The 17,104-nt window shown below is 67.5% G+C and carries 11 protein-coding genes and 1 tRNA gene; 3 read left to right on the plus strand and 9 right to left on the minus strand.

Features of this window, described 5'->3' with window-relative positions; all coding sequences use genetic code 11:
• Positions 1-39: 39 nt before the first annotated feature.
• The 4 genes from ACFO0B_RS21050 to ACFO0B_RS21065 all read right to left on the minus strand — a co-directional run bounded on the left by ACFO0B_RS21050 (position 40) and on the right by ACFO0B_RS21065 (position 7,193).
• Positions 40-1,929, minus strand: a complete 1,890-nt coding sequence (locus tag ACFO0B_RS21050; protein WP_378614234.1) for a tetratricopeptide repeat protein — start codon at positions 1,927-1,929, stop codon at positions 40-42.
• Between the two features lie 10 nt (positions 1,930-1,939).
• On the minus strand, positions 1,940-2,290 hold the full coding sequence (locus tag ACFO0B_RS21055) for a hypothetical protein (protein ID WP_378614235.1): 351 nt from the start codon (positions 2,288-2,290) through the stop codon (positions 1,940-1,942).
• Positions 2,291-2,552: 262 nt separating this feature from the next.
• Positions 2,553-5,624 (minus strand): tetratricopeptide repeat protein, encoded by a 3,072-nt coding sequence (locus ACFO0B_RS21060; protein ID WP_378614236.1) that lies wholly within the window; start codon positions 5,622-5,624, stop codon positions 2,553-2,555.
• A gap of 612 nt (positions 5,625-6,236) precedes the next feature.
• The gene (locus ACFO0B_RS21065; protein WP_378614238.1) at positions 6,237-7,193 is read right to left on the minus strand and encodes an IS481 family transposase; all 957 of its coding nucleotides are present in this window, start codon (positions 7,191-7,193) and stop codon (positions 6,237-6,239) included.
• A gap of 56 nt (positions 7,194-7,249) precedes the next feature.
• Between ACFO0B_RS21065 and ACFO0B_RS21070 the strand changes: the two genes are divergently transcribed.
• Positions 7,250-8,427, plus strand: a protein-coding gene (locus tag ACFO0B_RS21070) for an IS3 family transposase (RefSeq protein WP_378614239.1) whose coding sequence is annotated in 2 segments (ribosomal slippage) — positions 7,250-7,534 and positions 7,537-8,427 — 1,176 coding nt in all. Because the reading frame shifts where the segments join, the coding sequence is not laid out codon by codon here.
• Between the two features lie 465 nt (positions 8,428-8,892).
• Here the strand turns inward: ACFO0B_RS21070 and ACFO0B_RS21075 are convergent.
• The 3 genes from ACFO0B_RS21075 to ACFO0B_RS21085 all read right to left on the minus strand — a co-directional run bounded on the left by ACFO0B_RS21075 (position 8,893) and on the right by ACFO0B_RS21085 (position 11,880).
• Positions 8,893-8,968, minus strand: a tRNA-Arg gene (locus tag ACFO0B_RS21075).
• 78 nt (positions 8,969-9,046) lie between these two features.
• The gene (locus tag ACFO0B_RS21080) at positions 9,047-10,345 is read right to left on the minus strand and encodes a hypothetical protein (RefSeq protein ID WP_378614240.1); all 1,299 of its coding nucleotides are present in this window, start codon (positions 10,343-10,345) and stop codon (positions 9,047-9,049) included.
• Positions 10,346-10,416: 71 nt separating this feature from the next.
• The gene (locus ACFO0B_RS21085; protein ID WP_378614241.1) at positions 10,417-11,880 is read right to left on the minus strand and encodes a flavin-containing monooxygenase; all 1,464 of its coding nucleotides are present in this window, start codon (positions 11,878-11,880) and stop codon (positions 10,417-10,419) included.
• A 506-nt stretch (positions 11,881-12,386) separates the two neighbouring features.
• Between ACFO0B_RS21085 and ACFO0B_RS21090 the strand changes: the two genes are divergently transcribed.
• Positions 12,387-14,024, plus strand: a complete 1,638-nt coding sequence (locus ACFO0B_RS21090) for a long-chain fatty acid--CoA ligase (protein WP_378614242.1) — start codon at positions 12,387-12,389, stop codon at positions 14,022-14,024.
• Positions 14,025-14,029: 5 nt separating this feature from the next.
• On the opposite strand, the gene ACFO0B_RS21095 is transcribed toward ACFO0B_RS21090, so the two are convergent.
• On the minus strand, positions 14,030-14,599 hold the full coding sequence (locus ACFO0B_RS21095; protein ID WP_378614243.1) for a hypothetical protein: 570 nt from the start codon (positions 14,597-14,599) through the stop codon (positions 14,030-14,032).
• A 127-nt stretch (positions 14,600-14,726) separates the two neighbouring features.
• A complete protein-coding gene (locus tag ACFO0B_RS21100) occupies positions 14,727-15,773 on the minus strand; it encodes a nitronate monooxygenase (RefSeq protein WP_378614244.1) in 1,047 nt (348 codons plus the stop codon).
• A 216-nt stretch (positions 15,774-15,989) separates the two neighbouring features.
• On the opposite strand from ACFO0B_RS21100, the gene ACFO0B_RS21105 reads away from it, so the two are divergent.
• A complete protein-coding gene (locus ACFO0B_RS21105; RefSeq protein ID WP_378614245.1) occupies positions 15,990-16,823 on the plus strand; it encodes a M23 family metallopeptidase in 834 nt (277 codons plus the stop codon).
• Positions 16,824-17,104 lie beyond the last annotated feature (281 nt).

Below are 17,104 nucleotides of genomic sequence, written 5' to 3' on the forward strand. Positions count from 1 at the left end.
ACTGGCGCGCGCCTGCCCCGCCATGCCTGGTCCCTCAAGTCACATTTCGTTGGACGCCCTCGCGGCACGACTGGGCCGGCCCAGGACGATGCTCTTGTTGATCGCGGCCTTGGCGACTTGCTTCTTGATGATCGGGTTCGATTCAACGGCGTAGTCGGCAATGACTTGCTCGTAGACATTCACCTCCATCGCGAAGCAACTCAACGCATCCAATGCGATGCCTTTATTGACCAGTGCCTTGACGACTTGCTCCTTGACGGGCAGGTTCGGGTCATTGGTGTAGTCGGCAACGACCTGGTCGTAGGTGGCGATCGCTTCTTCGTAACGTCCCAGCTCAGCTTGTCGAAAGCCCATGTTGACTGCGGCCTTAGCGACAAGCTCCTTGATAGTCGGCGACAGTTCGTTGCGGTAACCGGCGACGACCTGCCCGTATGCGGTGATCGCGTCCTCGGATCGGCCCAGACTGCTCAGCACGACGCCTTTGCTGAACAAGGTGGAGGCGACTCTCTCCCGTAGTGCCGGAGTCAGGTCGACACTGTAGGAAGTGATGACTTGCTCGTAGACGTCCAACTCCTCCGACACGCGGGCCAGTCGACCGAGTGTAACGGCTTTGTTGACGAGCGCCTTCGCCACCTGCTCTTTGATGCCGGGATCGGAACTCTCGCCGTAGTCCGTGGCGACCTGTTCGTAGATTTCCAACTCCTCCGATACACGACTCAAACCGTCAAGTACGACGCCTTTGTTGACTAGCGCCTTGACAACTTGCTCCCTGATGGCTGGGTCTGGATCATCGACATAAGCCCTGACGACCTGTTCGCTAACACCGATCGCTTCCTCGGATCGACCCAGTTCAGCCAACCGAAAACCTCTGTTAACCATTGTTTTCGCGACATGTCTCTTGATGTCCGGGTCTGGGTTGTCGGCGTAGTCGGAGATGAGCTGTTCGTAGATCGCGATCGCCTCGGCGGATCGCCCCATCGTTCCCAGAACCACCCCTTTGCTGAATCGTGCCTGGGCATCCTCTCGCAGTCGGGGCGAGGCTGAATAAGCGCCGTAGTGTATGGCGCTGAAAACCTCGTGCGATTGAACGGCGGTAGTTGCAGGATTGGGGAACAGTGGCACCCCTGCGAGGTCACCGTCACGTTGGTCGGGTGCATGGACTTCAGGCTTCGGCGCGTCCCGTTCAGCGGAGTTCTCCAAGTGCTGATGGATGAGTTCACCGATGCGGCGCACGCTCATCGGACCTGGCAAGTGCGGGTCTCCATGATGAAGTACATCCAGCAGAGCACGACCGAACAGCGTTGTGGTGTCAGGCTCGGCTAACCGCGCCGGGTTGCGCTTGCTAGCAGCGCACAACAGCGCAACACCTCGCGTGCTGCGGCTCACTTCGAGTGCTTCTTCGACCTTGACGTGGGTCAGCTGTTCCAGATCACTTTGGAAATCTTTGAACGCGACACCTGCGAAACACGCATCCAGGACTATGACGCGCGCGCTTTCCGGCACCGTTACTCGCAGCATCGACCCCACACTGGCGACCCGGAGGCTGGTTTCGGCAGTGATCGGTTCACGGGTATCACGGATCAGCAGGGAGTATGCGCGATCATCGCCGAAAAACGCGCCGTGCCCGACGTAGTAAAACAGCACCAGCACGCCAGAACCGCGGGCGGCGTTGGCCTGGCGAGTGTGGTGGATGAGGAATGCGTGGATATGTTCTAGATGCTCAGCGGCGCTAGCGGTGCTGTCGAACAACCACAGCATGTTGTCCTGTGGCAATGCCAACCCGTCGACACTGTGCAGGTAAGCGCGGAGTCTGGTGGCGGTGTTGGCGAAGGCCGAAGCTGCAGTGAAACGTTCCGCCAGGCGCGGCCACTCACTGGCGCCGCAGATCACGGCAACGGTATTTGCAGCACTGTGCCGCGCCGGTGTCATCGTGCTCGGGTCAGTCGGTGAGGAACTCGTGGATCAGACGCTCGCTTCGCGCCGTGACCGGTCCGGTAAGAGTAATCTCGCGTTTGCGCCCCTCGGTGTCAGTGCGGCGCAACACCAGCCGGGCATCATATCTGCGGGCCAGCCATTTGGTCAGCTCCCGCGCCACAACGACCACACTTGGGGTACTGAGCGCGATCAGCAGTGTCGCACCGAAGTCCTGGGTCAGCGCGTTGTCGCGGACCCGCGTCGCCGACACTTCGGAGGCGTCGGTGGTCAGGCTGTCCTGCAAGTCGGCACATTGGTCGTCGGCAACCGACAAGTCCACGTCGGCGAAAGAGCATTCGATGGCTATCTCGGACACGGCATGTACCTTCTCCCTGCTCAGCGACACCCGCGCAATCGGCGATTGTTTGTCGCCCTCACCCCGCGCACCCAACGCTAGCAATATTCGCAACGGAGCGCTCTGGTGTAACGAAATCCGGCGATCGTGGCCCGGGCCCGCGCCCAGGACGCGGTGATCGCCTCTGCCAGCTCGGTGTGTTCTGCGCCTACACCAGCCCCCAACTCGGCGCTTCGGCGTGGGGCTTCTTTCAGGAAGGCAAGCATGTGACTACCGGCCGAAATCAAGTACTGTCCGTTGTCGGTGACATCAGTCGTGCGAGCAGTCGAGCACGGCGTATGCGGGCTTGTGCGAGCAGCCCGGGGTCAGCAAGCAAGTGTTGCCTATTTATGTGCTCCAAGAGGTGGACGGCTTCACTCGCTGCTGCCAGCCCGTCACTCACCTGGGAAGCGGCGCCTCCTTCAGAGACCGCGGCCAGAATCGAAAGAGACTGCGCGAGGTGAAGTTGGTGGGCGGCAGGGTCGGCCTCGGCCAGGGCCCGGAAAATGGTCACTGCTTGATGGGCGGGTTCGACGGCCTCCTGCCAATGCCCGGCCTCACCCAATTCAACAGCAAGAACACGCAGGGTGCTGGCGAGGTTAAATTGGTGACGGACGGGGTCGGCCTCGGTTAGGGCCCGGAAGAGGCGGACGGCGTGCTCGGCCGGAGTGATTGCTTCCCGCCGATGCCCGGCCTCACCCAGCCGAATGGCTAGGTTGCCTAGCGCGTGGGCGAGGTCGGGCTGGTAGGTGGTGGAGTCGGCCTCGTCCAAGGCCCGGAAGATGGCGACTGCCTGACGGGCGGGTTCAATTGCTTCCCTTTCGAGCCCGGCTTCACCCAGTCGTATGGCGAGACTAACCAGAGTTCTGGCGAGGCTGGGCTGGTAAGTGGTGGGGTCTGTTTCGGCCAGCACCCTGTACAGGGTGGTGGCCTGACGGGCGGGTTCAACGGCCTCCCGCTGATACCCGGCGTTACCCAGCCGGATGGCGAGAGTGTCCAAAGCACTGGCGAGGCCGGGCTGGTAGGTGGTGGGGTCTACCTCGGCCAAGGCCCGGAAGAGGATAGCGGCTTCACCAGCGGGTTCGACCGCCTCCCGCCAATGCCCGGCCTCACCCAGCCAGTTTGCGAGATTGTTCAGAGCCCTGGCGAGGTCGGGCTGGTAGGTGGTGGGGTCGACCTCGGTCAGGGCCCTGTAGAGAATGGCAGCTTCACGGGCGGGCTCGACGGCCTCCCGCCGAAACCCGGCCTGACCCAGCAGGTTTGCGAGAGTGGCCAAAGCGTTGGCGAGGTCGGGCTGGTAGGTGGTGGGGTCGACCTCGGTCAGGGCCCTGTAGAGAATGGCAGCTTCACGGGCAGGCTCGACGGCCTCCCGCCGAAACCCGGCCCGACTCAGCCAGTTGGCAAGATTGTTCAGAGCACCGGCAAGGTGTGGCTGGTGGCGTATGGGGTCGGTCTCGGCTAAGGCACGGAAGAGGATGGCGGCTTCACGGGCAGGCTCGACGGCCTCCCGCCGAAACCCGGCCTGACTCAGCGAGTTGGCAAGATTGTTCAGAGCACCGGCGAGCTCGGTCCGATGGGTGCCTATGCCGGCCTTGATCAGGTTTTGGTAGATGGTGACGGCTTCACGGGCAGGTTCGACGGCGTCCCGCCAATGCCCGGCTTGATCCAGCCGGACGGCGAAGGTGCCTAGAGCACCGGCAAGGTGCGGTTGGTGGAGGATGGGGTCGGCTTCGGCCAGAACCCGGAAGAGTCGGACGGCGTGCTGGGCCGGAGCGACTGCCGCTTGGCGACGGTTCCCATGGTGGAGGTAATGGGAGTAGCGGAGGTAGAGATCAGCTTGCTCAGCGGAGTCAGTGGTGTTGGCGATACGTTCAGGGAGCAGAGCGGTTTCCAGGGCGGGTTGGGCGGGGTGGCCGATCAGGTGCTGGTACAGGGTGCTCAGAGTGGCGGTAGTGATGTCTGAAAGTTGGGCGAGCCGTATCAAGGTGGCGGGGTCGGCGGCCAAGGCCAGGAGAGGGTCGGCACCGAGAATCGGATTGATGACGTTGGTGGTTATGTGAGGCCAGCGGGCGGCGGTCTCGATCAGCGTGGCCAGGATCGCGACGGCCCAGTCGGAGGGCGGTTCATCCGGACGATGGCTGAGAGCGCGGCGGATGGCGGCGGGGCCCCAATCATCGACAGGCAGATTCGAGGAGAGGTTCGGCCGGCCGGGGGTGGTAAGTGCGATGAAGTCTTCCCCAAGGGCATCGGGTTGCAAAGGTGTAAGCACGTGGGCGTGGTTGAGGTAGCAGCGGGCGTGGTCGTCGAGCAGGGTGTCGGCGGTGTTGTCGGTGGTGGCGAGACCGGTAGTTATCAGCAGTTCCCGTGCGCGGTCACGGGGGAGTCCTCGGGTGAGGGTGGCCAGCAGTACTAGTCGCTGCAGGACGTGGGGTGGGGTGTTCAGTCCGGCGGAATGGCGTTTGGTCCATTCGGTGACTTCGCTGTCGAGCAGGTACACCGAGAGCGCATAGGGGGCGGGTGTGTCGATGGGTCGGCGGGCGTGTGCTGTTTCCAGGGCGGCCATATGGATCGCGAGTACCGACCCGTACCGAGGGCCGCTTAGATTCAGGAGAGCGCGGTATTCGGCAGGGTCTCGTCGTCGGACCTGTGGAGGCGGGGGCGGGTGCAGGGCGTCGCGGAAAGCGGTGAACGCGTCGTCGAAGATTTGAGTGCGGTCTAGCCGCAGGGGCGCCAGGGCGGTAGCGGTTTCGGGTACACCGGCGTTGCGCAGCGTAGTCGCTAGTGTTGGCCACCACGGCGCGGTCGTGCGGGCGAGGATGAGCAGTCGGATCCGCAATTCCGGCTGGTCGCCGGTCAGGGCTTGCACGTTGACCATCAAGGCATCCAGCGCAGCGGGCTGCCAGCGATGGGCGTCATCGATGACCAGGAGCAGCCCTTGGCCGCTGGTATCGATCACTGCGGTGCTGTCAGTGCCGTCAACCGCCGGGACGGCCTGCTGGGTTGCCCACCCCTGGGTGACTGCGATGCGGTGAAAATGGTCGGCCAAGCGGGTCTTACCGTGCCCGCCGTCGGCATGGATCATCCACACCGCCAACGGAGACGGCGTAGGCAGCCACTGAAGGAACTGCTCGATTTCGACGTTGCGGCCAGCGAAAGGCGCCACCGCGTAGCGGGGCAGCAACACCAATGCGGGCTGAGCGCGAGCAGCTTCTCGGGAAAGCGCCTCGGCCGGGGCGAAAGAGGTGCACCAGTACAGGTAGCGGCGCTGCGCGAGATCGAGGCGGACATCACCAGCGACGTCACTGATCGACAGCACATGCCCAGCTACAGCACTGTTGGTGACCGCGACCCGACCGGATGGTTGCCGGGGACGTCGACTGAACAGTCCCATCAGCCGAGGTCGGCGCTACCGCCGACATCCCTGACCGTGCGGACCGAGCCCCCGACCGTCGATTGGATAATCGTGTGCCCGTCCCGGCTGCCGTTCCTGCTGGTCGGAGTCGTCCCTGCGGGTGGTGCGGGCGAAGGTGGCGGAGCGGTAGGCGGAGTGGGACGTAGGACGAGATTGCCCCTCACGCCGTGAATGGACTCGACGTTGCCGCCGACTGTCGATCCGGTGATCATGTGGCCAATTTGCTGCAGAGGCTGCTTGCGTGCGATCACTAATCCCGCGATCGACAACCCCACTCCAGCGAGGCCGACGAACAAGCTCAACACACTCGCCAGCTGATCACCACGCTCAAGCCCCAACCAGACGAACAATCCCACCCCAGCGCCCACCCCAGCAACACCGAAAGCGATTAGCACCCATCCCCACGCTTTCCCTGACATGCCCTCATTATTGCCGAAAGAGCGATCCGCACAGTCCCATGAACGACCGACAGCAGCCTCTGCGTAGACCTGAAGATCCGTCGACACCTCCACTGTGCTACTGACGATGGCCGGTGACAGTGTGGGCTTGGGTCTTCTGCAGCAGCCTCTCATAGGGCGTCTGTCCGGCGAGGCCACCGTGGGGGCGGTGGTAGTTGTAGTAGTCCTCCCATTCCTTGAGCTTGTCGTTGAACAGGCCGGTGTCGTCGATGACGACACCGTCGAGGAGGCGATAGAACTCCTCGGTGTCGATGCGGTGCGAGCGCTCCACCTTGCCGTTGAGGCGCGGAGTTGCCGGCTTGATGTAGGTGTGGCCGATACCCTGGTCGATCACGTGCCAGTGGAAGGCCGATTGGAACTCCGCGCCGTTGTCGGTCTGGATCTTCTCGACCTTGAACGGCAGCCGCGAGATGACGTAGTCCAGGAACTGGATGGCGGTCTTCTGGTCCGATCGAGGGTAGATTCGCAGCACCCGCAGCCGGGTGCAGTCGTCGATGGCGGTGTATTGGTAGAAGCGTTTGCGCCGCCCGGCCGCGGTGGTGATCGGCTCGATGAACTTCACGTCGACCTGCACATGGTGGCCGGGACGCTGCTTCTCGTAACGCTTCCATCGCTGCTTGTGGCGCTTGTAGCGCTGCGAGGCCGGCAGTCGATTCATGCTCAGCCGCTTGAGGATTCGCCACACCGTCGACTGGCTGATCGTCACATCGTGGTAGCGCTGCAGATACATCGCGATCTTCATCGGACCGAAGTGGTAGTGCTGGCGCAGGTGAATGATTTTCGTGACGACCTCGGGTTCGGTCACGGTCGGGCAGTGGTGCGGAGCGCTGGAGCGGTCTTTGAGCCCGTCGAGCCCCTCGTCCTCGTAGCGGCGCTTCCACCGGTAGAAGATGTTGCGGCTGATGCCGTAGTAGCGGCACGTCGCGGCGACGTTGCCGCTGACCTCCTCGGCGTGGCGAAGCACGGCCAGGCGCCGGTTCGCACGCCGGATCAGGTCTTTCTGGGACTGCTGCATGGGTTGGTGACATCTGATCTGTGGTGCCGTGGGGCACTGCTGGAAGGATGGACACCGTGCCCAAGCCCTATCCCAAGGAGTTCCGCGACGATGTCGTGCGGGTCGCTCGCAATCGAGAGCCCGGCCAGCTGCTCAAGCAGATCGCGGCCGATTTCGGGATCAGCGAGTCGTGCCTGGCCAGCTGGATGAAGACCGCTGACGTCGAGGACGGCATCTCGCCCGGGACCACCGCCGCTGAGAACGCTGAGCTGCGGGAAGCGCGGAAACGGATCCGGTTGCTCGAGCAGGAGAACGAAGTCCTGCGACGGGCGGCGGCGTATCTGTCGCAGGCGAACCTGCCGGGAAAATGATCTACCCGCTCGTCCGCGAGATGGCCGCTGACGGGATCGCTGTCGCGGTGACGTGCCGGGTCCTGAAGATCGCGCGCCAACCGTACTATCGGTGGCTGGCCGAGCCGGTCACCGCCGCTGATCTCGGGCGGGCGTATCGGGCGAATGCCTTGTTCGATGCTCACCGCGACGATCCCGAGTTCGGATATCGGTTCCTGGCCGACGAAGCGTCGGCCGCGGGTGAGCCGATGGCGGCGCGAACAGCGTGGCGGATCTGCTCGGCGAACAAGTGGTGGAGCAATTTCGGCAAGAAACGCGGCAGCAAACACGGCCGGTCGGGCCCGCCCGTGCACGACGATCTCGTCGCACGCAAATTCACCGCGGACGCTCCGAATCGGTTGTGGCTCATCGACATCACGGAACATCCGACCGGGGAAGGGACGCTCTACGTCTGCGCGGTCAAGGACGTGTTCTCGAACCGGATCGTGGGCTATTCGATCGACTCACGAATGAAGGCCCGCCTCGCCGTTGATGCCCTGGCCTCGGCCGCGGCCAGGCGCAGCACAGCCGGAGACGAGGTCGCCGGCTGCATCGTGCACAGCGACAGGGGGTCGCAATTCCGGGCCCGGAAATTCGTCCGCGCCGTGAATGCTCACGCGATGGCCGGGTCGATGGGCCGGGTCGGTGCCTGCGGGGACAACGCCGCGATGGAATCGTTCTTCGCCCTGCTGCAGAAGAACGTCCTCGACCGACGGTCATGGAGCACTCGCAGTGAGCTTCGGATTGCGATCGTGACCTGGATCGAACGCACCTACCACCGTCGTCGGCGCCAAGCCCGGCTCGGCAGATTGACCCCGATCGAGTACGAAGCAATCATGACCCAGGCAGCCACTCAGGCCGCCTGACCGAACCTGTCACCAACCCGTGCGGCAGTCCCGCTCGTCTGCGGCCGGGGTAGCGGAATCGTCTGGGCTGCTGCGGGATCAAGGGCTACAGTCGGGTCCACAGTTCATCGGTCAGGATCTCTTCACGCACCCCGACATCATCGATGCCGTTGCCGGACAGCGGAAGACGGCACGCCAGCTCATTCTGAACTGATCAGTTAGAGCTAGACCGAAACAGACTTCGTCCCCGGTCCGGGCCCCAAGACGTTCCAATCACCGCTATCGGTAGCTATCGCGACTGGAACTCGGCAGGGGAGCGGGAGACGGGCCAGTCCACGCCTCGTTGTCGGGGAAGGGCACATCCAGCCGTCTTGACGGCCCACTCAAAGCGAGTAAATAGCTCACTCTTCCTGACCTGCGGCAACGGTGGCTGGCGTACGTGTGCTCGCAATTGTGACCCGATTGGAACCGTTCCACGTGTCCCGCTGGTGCCCTCGGCAGGATTCGAACCTGCGACACCGGCTTTAGGAGAGCCGTGCTCTATCCCCTGAGCTACGAGGGCGGGGCCGGTGCCGCTGAGCGGTCCGGGTAGGCGGCAGTCTACCGGGTGGGGGTGCCGGGAGCCGCATCGTGGGTGGGGTCAGTAGGGCGGGTCGAGGCCGCCCGGGTCGTAGGCGCCGCCTTCGTAGCCGCCGAGGTCTTCGTAGCCGCGGGGGCCGTGCGGGCGGTGGCCGTTGCGGGTTGCGCCGTGGTACTCGACGCCGTTGTTGCCGGGGGCGGGGTGGTCGGCGGTGATGCCGTAGCCGTTGGCGCGGTACTGGGGGTCGTCGTAGGGGAGGTCTCGGTGGGCGGGGTCGGGGCCGTCGGCGCGGGTTCCGCGGTGGTCGGGCGTTGAATCTTGCGGTGAGGGTGCGGCTTCGGGAGCGCTGGGCGGGATGGGATCGGCAGGCGGGCCGGGGGCCGGAGGTGTCGGGCCGGCGGCTCGGCCGGGGGTCGGCGGCGCAGTGTCGAGGGGACGGCTGAAGGGTGGTGTGGGGCTGCGGCCGGGAGGTGGTGGTGCGGGGGTCGGGCGCCGGCCGGGTTCGGAGTGGGCAGGGGTGGCCGGCTCTTTGCGGTCGAGGCCGATTCCCGCTCCGGGACGGGGAGGTTCCGGGGCGTCGTCGGAGAAGAGTGCGGTGAAGAGGGCGTCGGAGCCGGGGGGCCAGGCGCCGTTGGCGAGGGCGGGGCGCCACCACTGCTCGGAGTACCAGCCGGCCGGGACGAGGCGGTCGGCGATTCTGCCGCCGGGGTGGTGGTGCGGGGTGGCGGGAGAAGGGTCGGGGGAGAGGTCGATCCGGTGGCCCTGGAAGGTGCGGGTTCGTGCTTCGGAGAGCTCGCCCGCTTCGGCTTGGGCGGGGAGGGGGGTGAGTTCGGGGCCGGGGTCCATGCGCATGGCTACCCGGGCGGCGCGGATGTAGAAGAGACCTTCGCGGGCGGTGAGTTCGGCTTGCTCGGTGTCGGCGCGGGCGAGGAGGAAGCCGGCTACGCGGCGGCGGTCGGCGGCGGCCTCCAGCGCCTGGCGGGCGGCTTCGGTGCGCGGGGTGTGCACGTCGAGTGCCTGGTTGAGCTGGGTGAGGGTGTGGTGGGCGGGGGACAGGGGGCCGGGGGTGTGCTCCGGGGTGAATCCGGTGCGTGGGGCAGGGCCGGGGCGGAGGGGGGCCGAACGGTCGGAGGATCCCGGACGCGCCGCAGTCGGATCGTCGGCGCGATGCCCCGGGGTATCGGCGAGGAGGCCTGGTTCGTGGGCGGAAGAGCTCGGATCGCCGGCGTGCGGCCCTGACTCGTCGGCGGAAAGCTCCGGATCGCCCCCGGGGGAATCACCCCGCCCGACCCCCCGCTCCCGCAACAGATACAACCCGAGCACGGCGACGATCAGCACAGCGAGCAGCACCCACAGCATCGCGCACCTCCTGGTCGGAACCGGTGCGGCTAAGATTACTGGAGAATTGCTACGTGGGTGCAGAACCGTAACTACGAGGACTTTGTGTATTCGCTGTAGTCGGCGGGGTCGAACCGGCGGGTGCGCCAGCGGTAGAGGACGGTGGCCCCGGGCCAGTTGTTGGTGATCCGCCCGGCGGCATTGCGGTACCAGCTGGTGCAGAAGTTCCAGGGGGTGTCCTTCAGGCGGCGCTGGAGGTAGTCGTCCCAGTCCTGCTCGGTCTCGACCCTGGCGGCGACGGCGGTGCCGGGGCGCTCGGCCAGGTGCCGGACCACCTGGCGGATGTAGCGCGCCTGGGATTCGAGCATGTAGATCACCGAGCCGGCGCCGATATTGGTGTTGGGGCCGTACATCATGAACAGGTTGGGGAAGTGCGGGACGGAGAGGCCGAGGAAGGCCCGCGCGCCCTCGGTGCCCCAGACGTCGGCGAGTTTGCGGCCGCCGGTTCCGGAGATGGTGATCGGCGCCAGGAACTCGGTGCCCTTGAAGCCGGTGCCGTAGACGATCACGTCGACCTCGTGCTCGACGCCGTCGGCGGTGCGGATGCCCGCGGGCGTGATCTCGGTGATGGCGGTGGTCTCGACGGTGACGTTCGGCCTCGCGAGGGCGGGGAAGTATTCGTTGGAGAAGAGGCCGCGTTTGCAGCCCGCGGCGTAGTCGGGAGTGAGCTTGGCGAGCAGCTCGGGGTCGGTGACCTGCGTCTTCCGGTGCCGGTCGGCGAGCGCGACGACGGGGGCCTTGATGGCGGGCAGATCGGTGAGGCCGAGGGCGAGGAACTCGAAGAGGGCCCAGATGGCGAAGCGCTCGGCCAGCCGGGTGGGGGGCAGGTACTTGAACAGGGCGTGGTGCACGGCGCTGTACTCGACGTCGGGCTTGGGCAGCACCCAGGCGGCCGAGCGCTGGAAGAGCGTGAGGTGCGCGGCCTCGGGGGCGATCCGCGGAATGTACTGCACGGCACTGGCTCCGGTGCCGATGCAGGCGATCCGCTTGCCCGTGAGCTCGACGGAGTGGTCCCACTCGGCGGAGTGGAAGGCGGCGCCGGTGAAGGTGTCGATGCCGGGGATGTTCGGCAGCGCGGGCCGGGAGAGCTGGCCGACGGCGGGGATCAGCACGTCCGCCTCCAGGCGGTCGCCCGCGGCGGTGCGGACGGTCCAGCGGGTGGTGCGTTCGTCGTACTCGGCGTCGGTCACCTCGGTGCCGAACCGGATGAAGCGCGCCAGGTCGTGCTTCTCCGCGATCCCGCGCATGTACCCGTGGATGTCGCGCTGCTCCGAGAAGCGGCGCGGCCAGTCGGTTTTCGGCTCGAAGGACCACGAGTAGAGCGGGGACGGCACGTCGCAGGCCGCGCCGGGGTAGGTGTTCTCCCGCCACACGCCGCCGAGGTCGGCCGCGCGCTCCAGGATGGTGAAGTTCTCCAGTCCGTTGCGGCGCAGCTCCAGGGCGAGACCGAGGCCGGCGAAGCCGGCGCCGATGACGATGATCGACGGCGATGTCATTCCTCCAGCGTAGGCGGCGAAGCCGCAGGTCCGAAGAGAACGCCGGACAGTGAATCGAGATTTTCGGCCATATCGAGGTCTTGCGTAGCGAGGTCCCCGCGAAGATTCTGCATGTGCATTTGTTCACGCACTCGGCCACCGTTCGGGGGGAAGAAACGGCAGGTCAGGAGATTTCGTGCTTTTTGCTTCCGGTCCGGTTCATCTCGATCAGGTCGCCCTCCGGCCAACAAGTGGCCGTCGTGGTGGCTGCCGGGTTACAACGGAACACGGCTCGACGGCCGGATCGGAAGTCGGCGGCGCGCAGGGGGTGTCGCCGGCCGCCGGTCCGGCTTGCCACCCTCCTCGGATCCGAGGGCGGCTGCCCTCAGCATCGGTACGGCCGTGTTGTTCTCACCGGTCGTCACATCAACCGCCTACCCTTCGGTAGCATCGCCGGTGTGATCTGGCTCATGCCCGAAAACCGCTGGTAGCGGCTGGGCGCGGGCCCCGAGAAGGGAGTCTTTCCAATGTTGAGCACCATGCAGGACGAGCCGTTGTCACTGGCGACGTTGCTGCGGTACGCGTCGACCTTCCTCGGGGATTCGACCGTCTCCACCTGGACCGGCTCCGGCGTGCGGAGCCTGACCTACCGCGAGCTCGGCGCCGAATCGGCCCGGCTGGCGAACGCGCTGCGCGGGCTCGGTGTCGACGTCGGCGACCGGGTCGGCACCTTCATGTGGAACAACAACGAGCACATGGTCGCCTACATCGCGGTGCCGGCCATGGGGGCGGTGCTGCACGCGCTGAACATCCGGCTCTTCCCCGACCAGCTGGTCTACGTGGCGAACCACGCCGAGGACCAGGTCGTCATCGTGGACGGCACGCTGCTGCCGATGTTCGCCCAGTACCTGCCGAACCTGAAGACGGTGCGGCACGTGATCGTCGCCAACGGCGACGCCGCCGCGCTGGAGGCGCCCGCGGGCGTGCAGGTGCACTCCTACACCGAGCTCCTCGCGGCCCAGCCCGACACCTACGACTTCCCGGTGATCGACGAGCGCTCCGCCGCCGCCATGTGTTACACCTCCGGCACCACCGGTGACCCGAAGGGCGTCGTCTACTCGCACCGCTCGAACTGGCTGCACGCCATGCAGGTACTCAGCCCGGCCAGCATGAACTTCTCCGAGCGCGACTACGTGCTCGCGATCGTCCCGCTCTTCCACGCCAATGCCTGGGGGCTGCCCTACGCGGCGCTCATGTCCGGCGCGAATGTGCTGATGCCGGACCGCTTCCTGCAGCCGGGGCCGCTGCTGGAGATGATGGCCGACCAGCAGCCGACCTTCGCGGCCGCGGTACCGACCATCTGGGGCGGCGTGCTCGCCGGGCTGGCCGCCAAGCCGCAGGACATCAGCCACCTGCGCTCGGTCGTCGTCGGCGGCTCCGCGGTGCCGCCCGCCATGATGAAGGCCTTCGAGGAGCAGCACGGCGTGAAGATCGTGCACGCCTGGGGGATGACCGAGACCTCGCCGCTCGGCAGCGTCGCACAGCCGCCCGCGCGGGTGACCGGCGAGGAGGAGTGGGCCTACCGGATCAGCCAGGGCCGCTTCCCGGCCGCGGTGCAGGCGCGGCTGGTGGACGATGCCGGCGCCGTCGTCGCCAACGACGGCAAGTCGCTCGGCGAGCTCGAGGTGCGCGGGCCGTGGATCACCGGCTCCTACTACGACCCGGACGGCGCCGAGATCGACCCGGACAAGTTCGACGACGGCTGGCTGCGCACCGGCGATGTCGGCATCATCAGCCCGAACGGCTACCTCACGCTGGTGGACCGGGCCAAGGACGTGATCAAGTCGGGCGGCGAGTGGATCTCATCGGTCGACCTGGAGAACGCCGTGATGGCGCACCCGGCGGTGGCCGAGGCCGCGGTGATCGGGGTGCCGGACGAGAAGTGGGACGAGCGGCCGCTGGTCGCCATCGTGCTCGCCGACGGCGCGCGGGCCGAGCCGGACGAGCTGCGCGACTACCTCGCGGACAAGTTCGCCAAGTGGCAGCTGCCGGAGCGCTGGACCTTCATCCCCGAGGTGCCGAAGACCAGCGTCGGCAAGTTCGACAAGAAGCGGCTGCGGGCGCAGTACGCCGACGGTGACCTGGAGGTCAGCACGCTGAGCTGAGCTCGTCACCACTCCAGCATGGGCAGCGGCGAGGTCGGATGGGTGCGCAGCCGCTGCCCGGCCAGGGTCACCAGGCGGCGGTGGAAGCCGGCGTCCGGGTAGCGGCGGGCGAGTGCGCGGTAGCCGCGGCGGCGCACGCCGAAGCGGCCGAGCAGCGCGAGTTCGACGTCGACGGCGTCGGCCCGGCGGAAGATCTCCACCGGGTCGTCGGCCGCACCGGCGTGCCGGAGCTTGTGGTGGTGCTCGATCATGGCGGTGACCGTCGGGATCAGCTCCGCCGCATCGGTTTCGCGCAGGTGCGCTTCGGCGAGCGCGATCGACGGCGGCAGGTAGTCGAAGGTGCCCGCCGACCAGATGCCGAGGTCGTGGAAGACGGCGGCGACCCGGAACTCGGTGCGGTCGCTCGGGCGCGGGACGCCGGGCGGGGCGACGAGGTCGCACAGTTCGAGTACGCGCAGCACGTGGTGCGTGTAACCGGTCTCGTCCGCGCCCATGGCGGCGGTCAACGGCGCGAGCAGGGCGCCGATGTCGGCGGCGAGCGCGTCGCCGGGCGAGGTGCTGTCGGTGCCGCTCATGCGCGGAGAATACGCGCGGTTTCGCGGGGATCGCATGTCGAGCGGGCGGCGCGTGCTCCTCCGCCACGCGGGCTCGGCGTGGCGACGGAGTCGCGCGCGGTCGCCTCTGCCCCGCGCGCGGGACGGTTCAGCGCGCCGGGAATCGGCGGGCGAGGGTGCGCTCGAGGGCGTTCTTCGCGTCGGCGGCGAGCTGCCCGGTGAGTTCGCCCGCGGGGAGTTCGGGTGCGAGCGAATGGGTTTGGCCTGCCCAGAGGTTCACGGCGTCGGGGTTGCCTTCGGCCCTGGCGGCGGCGCGGAGGCCTGCGGTGGCGTGGTGGATCTCCGGGTAGGCGACGGGGGCCGCGGCGCCGAACTCGTCCATGAAGGCATTGCGGATGCCGCGTGCCCTGCGCCCGGTGAAGGCGCGGGTGAGCGCGGTCGGCGCGGCCCCGCCGATCGCGGCGCGATGGACCGGATTGGTCCCCGCCTCCGGGGAGCGCAGGTAGGCGGTGCCGATCTGCGCGGCGGCCGCGCCCGCGGCGAGCGCCGCCGCGATGCCTGCGCCGGTGGTGAGCCCGCCGGTGGCCACCAGCGGCACCTCGACCGCGGCGGAGACCAGCTGCAGCAGCGCGAGCAGGGAAAGCGGATCGCCGGCGTCGTCGGCGATGTCGTCCCGGAAGACGGCGCGGTGGCCGCCCGCCTCCGACCCCTGCACGACCAGCACATCCGCCCCGGCGCCGACGGCGTGCTCGGCCTCGCCCACCGAGGTGACGGTCACCCACACCTCGCTCCCGGCCCCGTGCAGCCGCGCGATCTCGGCGGGCGACGGACAGCCGAAGGTCACCGTGACCACGGGCACCGGCGCGGCGACGAGCAGATCGAGCTTGGCGGCCCAGTCGTCGGTGTCGTGCCGCGCCGCCCCCACCTCGAAGCGGGCCCCGAGCGCCGCCAGGTACCCGGCGTACTTCTCCGGCGCGGTGGCAGGCCCCGGTGCGAAGAGATTGACCCCGAACAAGCCGGAGGTCAGCTCCCTGACCGCGGCGATCCGGGACCCGATCTGTTCGGCGCTCAGATACCCCGCGGCCAGGAGCCCGAGCCCGCCCGCATCGGTCACCGCACCGGTGAGCTCCGGCGTGGACGGCCCGCCCGCCATCGGAGCGAGCACCACGGGAAGCCTGATCTGGTCGAGGATCACGCCTCCATTCTCGCCCATGACCAGCGCTGATCGACATTCGAGGCCAGGGCGGGAATCCGAAGGTTGCGGAATGGTCACGACAGGGTAGAGTTCCCATCACGACGGATGCCGAAACGTTATCCGAACAGGTTTCGCCGGGCGCCCGTTCCTCTGTCGGTTCGAACGCAAGGACGAGCTTTGTCGCAGCACCGGGTTGGCCCCGATTCGATCACCGTCATGGACCTCATCGGCGCTGCCGAGTTCAGCAGGCCGACCCGGCATCGGGCCGAGATCTCCACGGTCGACCGCGTGAAGAACGCCGCGGGTGTCGCGGTCGCCGCGGGCGCCCTGATCGGCACCGCGGGCCAGATCGCCCCCGCGCTCGCCTACGCCGCGCCGCTGCTCCCCACGCACGACGACAACACCGCGTCCGAGCCGATCGCCTTCAAGAGCATCGCCGAGGCGCCGCTCGCCGAGCAGCTCGCCGCCGCGGTGCAGCCGGTGGCCCAGCCCGCCCCGGCGCCGCAGCCGGTGGCGCAGGCCGCCCCGGTCGCGCAGCCGGTGGCCGCGCCGTTCGGCATCAACAACCTGCCGCCGGAGCTCGCCGCCCCGCTGGCCCAGGTCGAGGACATGCTCAAGGGCGTCACCCAGCAGGTGGCCCCGGCGCAGGCGGTCCGCCCGGTGGCCGGTGCGGTCAGCTCCGGCTTCGGCACCCGCTGGGGCGCCTTCCACTACGGCGTCGACTTCGCCGACGCGATCGGCGCGCCGATCCACTCGGTCAGCAACGGCACCGTGATCGAGGCCGGGCCCGCCTCCGGCTTCGGGCTCTGGGTCCGGGTGCTGCAGGACGACGGCACCACCGCGGTCTACGGCCACGTCAACGAGATGCTGGTGCACGAGGGGCAGCGGGTGAACGCGGGCGACGTGATCGCCACCGTCGGCAACCGCGGCCAGTCCACCGGCCCGCACCTGCACCTGGAGATCTGGGATCAGGGCGGCAACAAGACCGACCCCATCGCCTACCTGGCCGCCAAGGGTGTGCCACTGCACTGGGGCCCGTCCGCGCACTGAGCGCGATCTGCGGCGCGACGGTTCGCGTCAGCGGGGCCCACGCGTGGCAGTTCGCGCCGATCTCCCCCGCACCGCGGGGACAATCGCCGCGTCGGGGCTCTGCGCCGCACCCCGTCGGCGCCACTGCCCTGGGGCTCACCGCACTCGGGCTCGCCGCCGCTGGGGCGAGCGAACCGCCGGGCGGCGGTACCCAGCTCGGCGGAACGCCGTGCGGCGGTGCCCGGCTCGACGGGACGCCGCGCGGCCGAACTACCGCCGCGCCGATCCCGCAGGAGCCGCCC

Source organism: Nocardia jiangsuensis (assembly GCF_042650385.1).
In the GTDB taxonomy this organism is placed as follows: Bacteria; Actinomycetota; Actinomycetes; order Mycobacteriales; family Mycobacteriaceae; genus Nocardia; species Nocardia jiangsuensis.

Coding starts and splice junctions, on each gene's coding strand:
- ACFO0B_RS21050 (WP_378614234.1), bottom strand. CDS start 1,929: ATGACACCGGCGCGGCACAGTGCTGCAAATACCGTTGCCGTGATCTGC.
- ACFO0B_RS21065 (WP_378614238.1), bottom strand. CDS start 7,193: ATGCAGCAGTCCCAGAAAGACCTGATCCGGCGTGCGAACCGGCGCCTG.
- ACFO0B_RS21080 (WP_378614240.1), bottom strand. CDS start 10,345: ATGCTGTGGGTGCTGCTCGCTGTGCTGATCGTCGCCGTGCTCGGGTTG.
- ACFO0B_RS21085 (WP_378614241.1), bottom strand. CDS start 11,880: ATGACATCGCCGTCGATCATCGTCATCGGCGCCGGCTTCGCCGGCCTC.
- ACFO0B_RS21090 (WP_378614242.1), top strand. CDS start 12,387: ATGTTGAGCACCATGCAGGACGAGCCGTTGTCACTGGCGACGTTGCTG.
- ACFO0B_RS21095 (WP_378614243.1), bottom strand. CDS start 14,599: ATGAGCGGCACCGACAGCACCTCGCCCGGCGACGCGCTCGCCGCCGAC.
- ACFO0B_RS21105 (WP_378614245.1), top strand. CDS start 15,990: ATGGACCTCATCGGCGCTGCCGAGTTCAGCAGGCCGACCCGGCATCGG.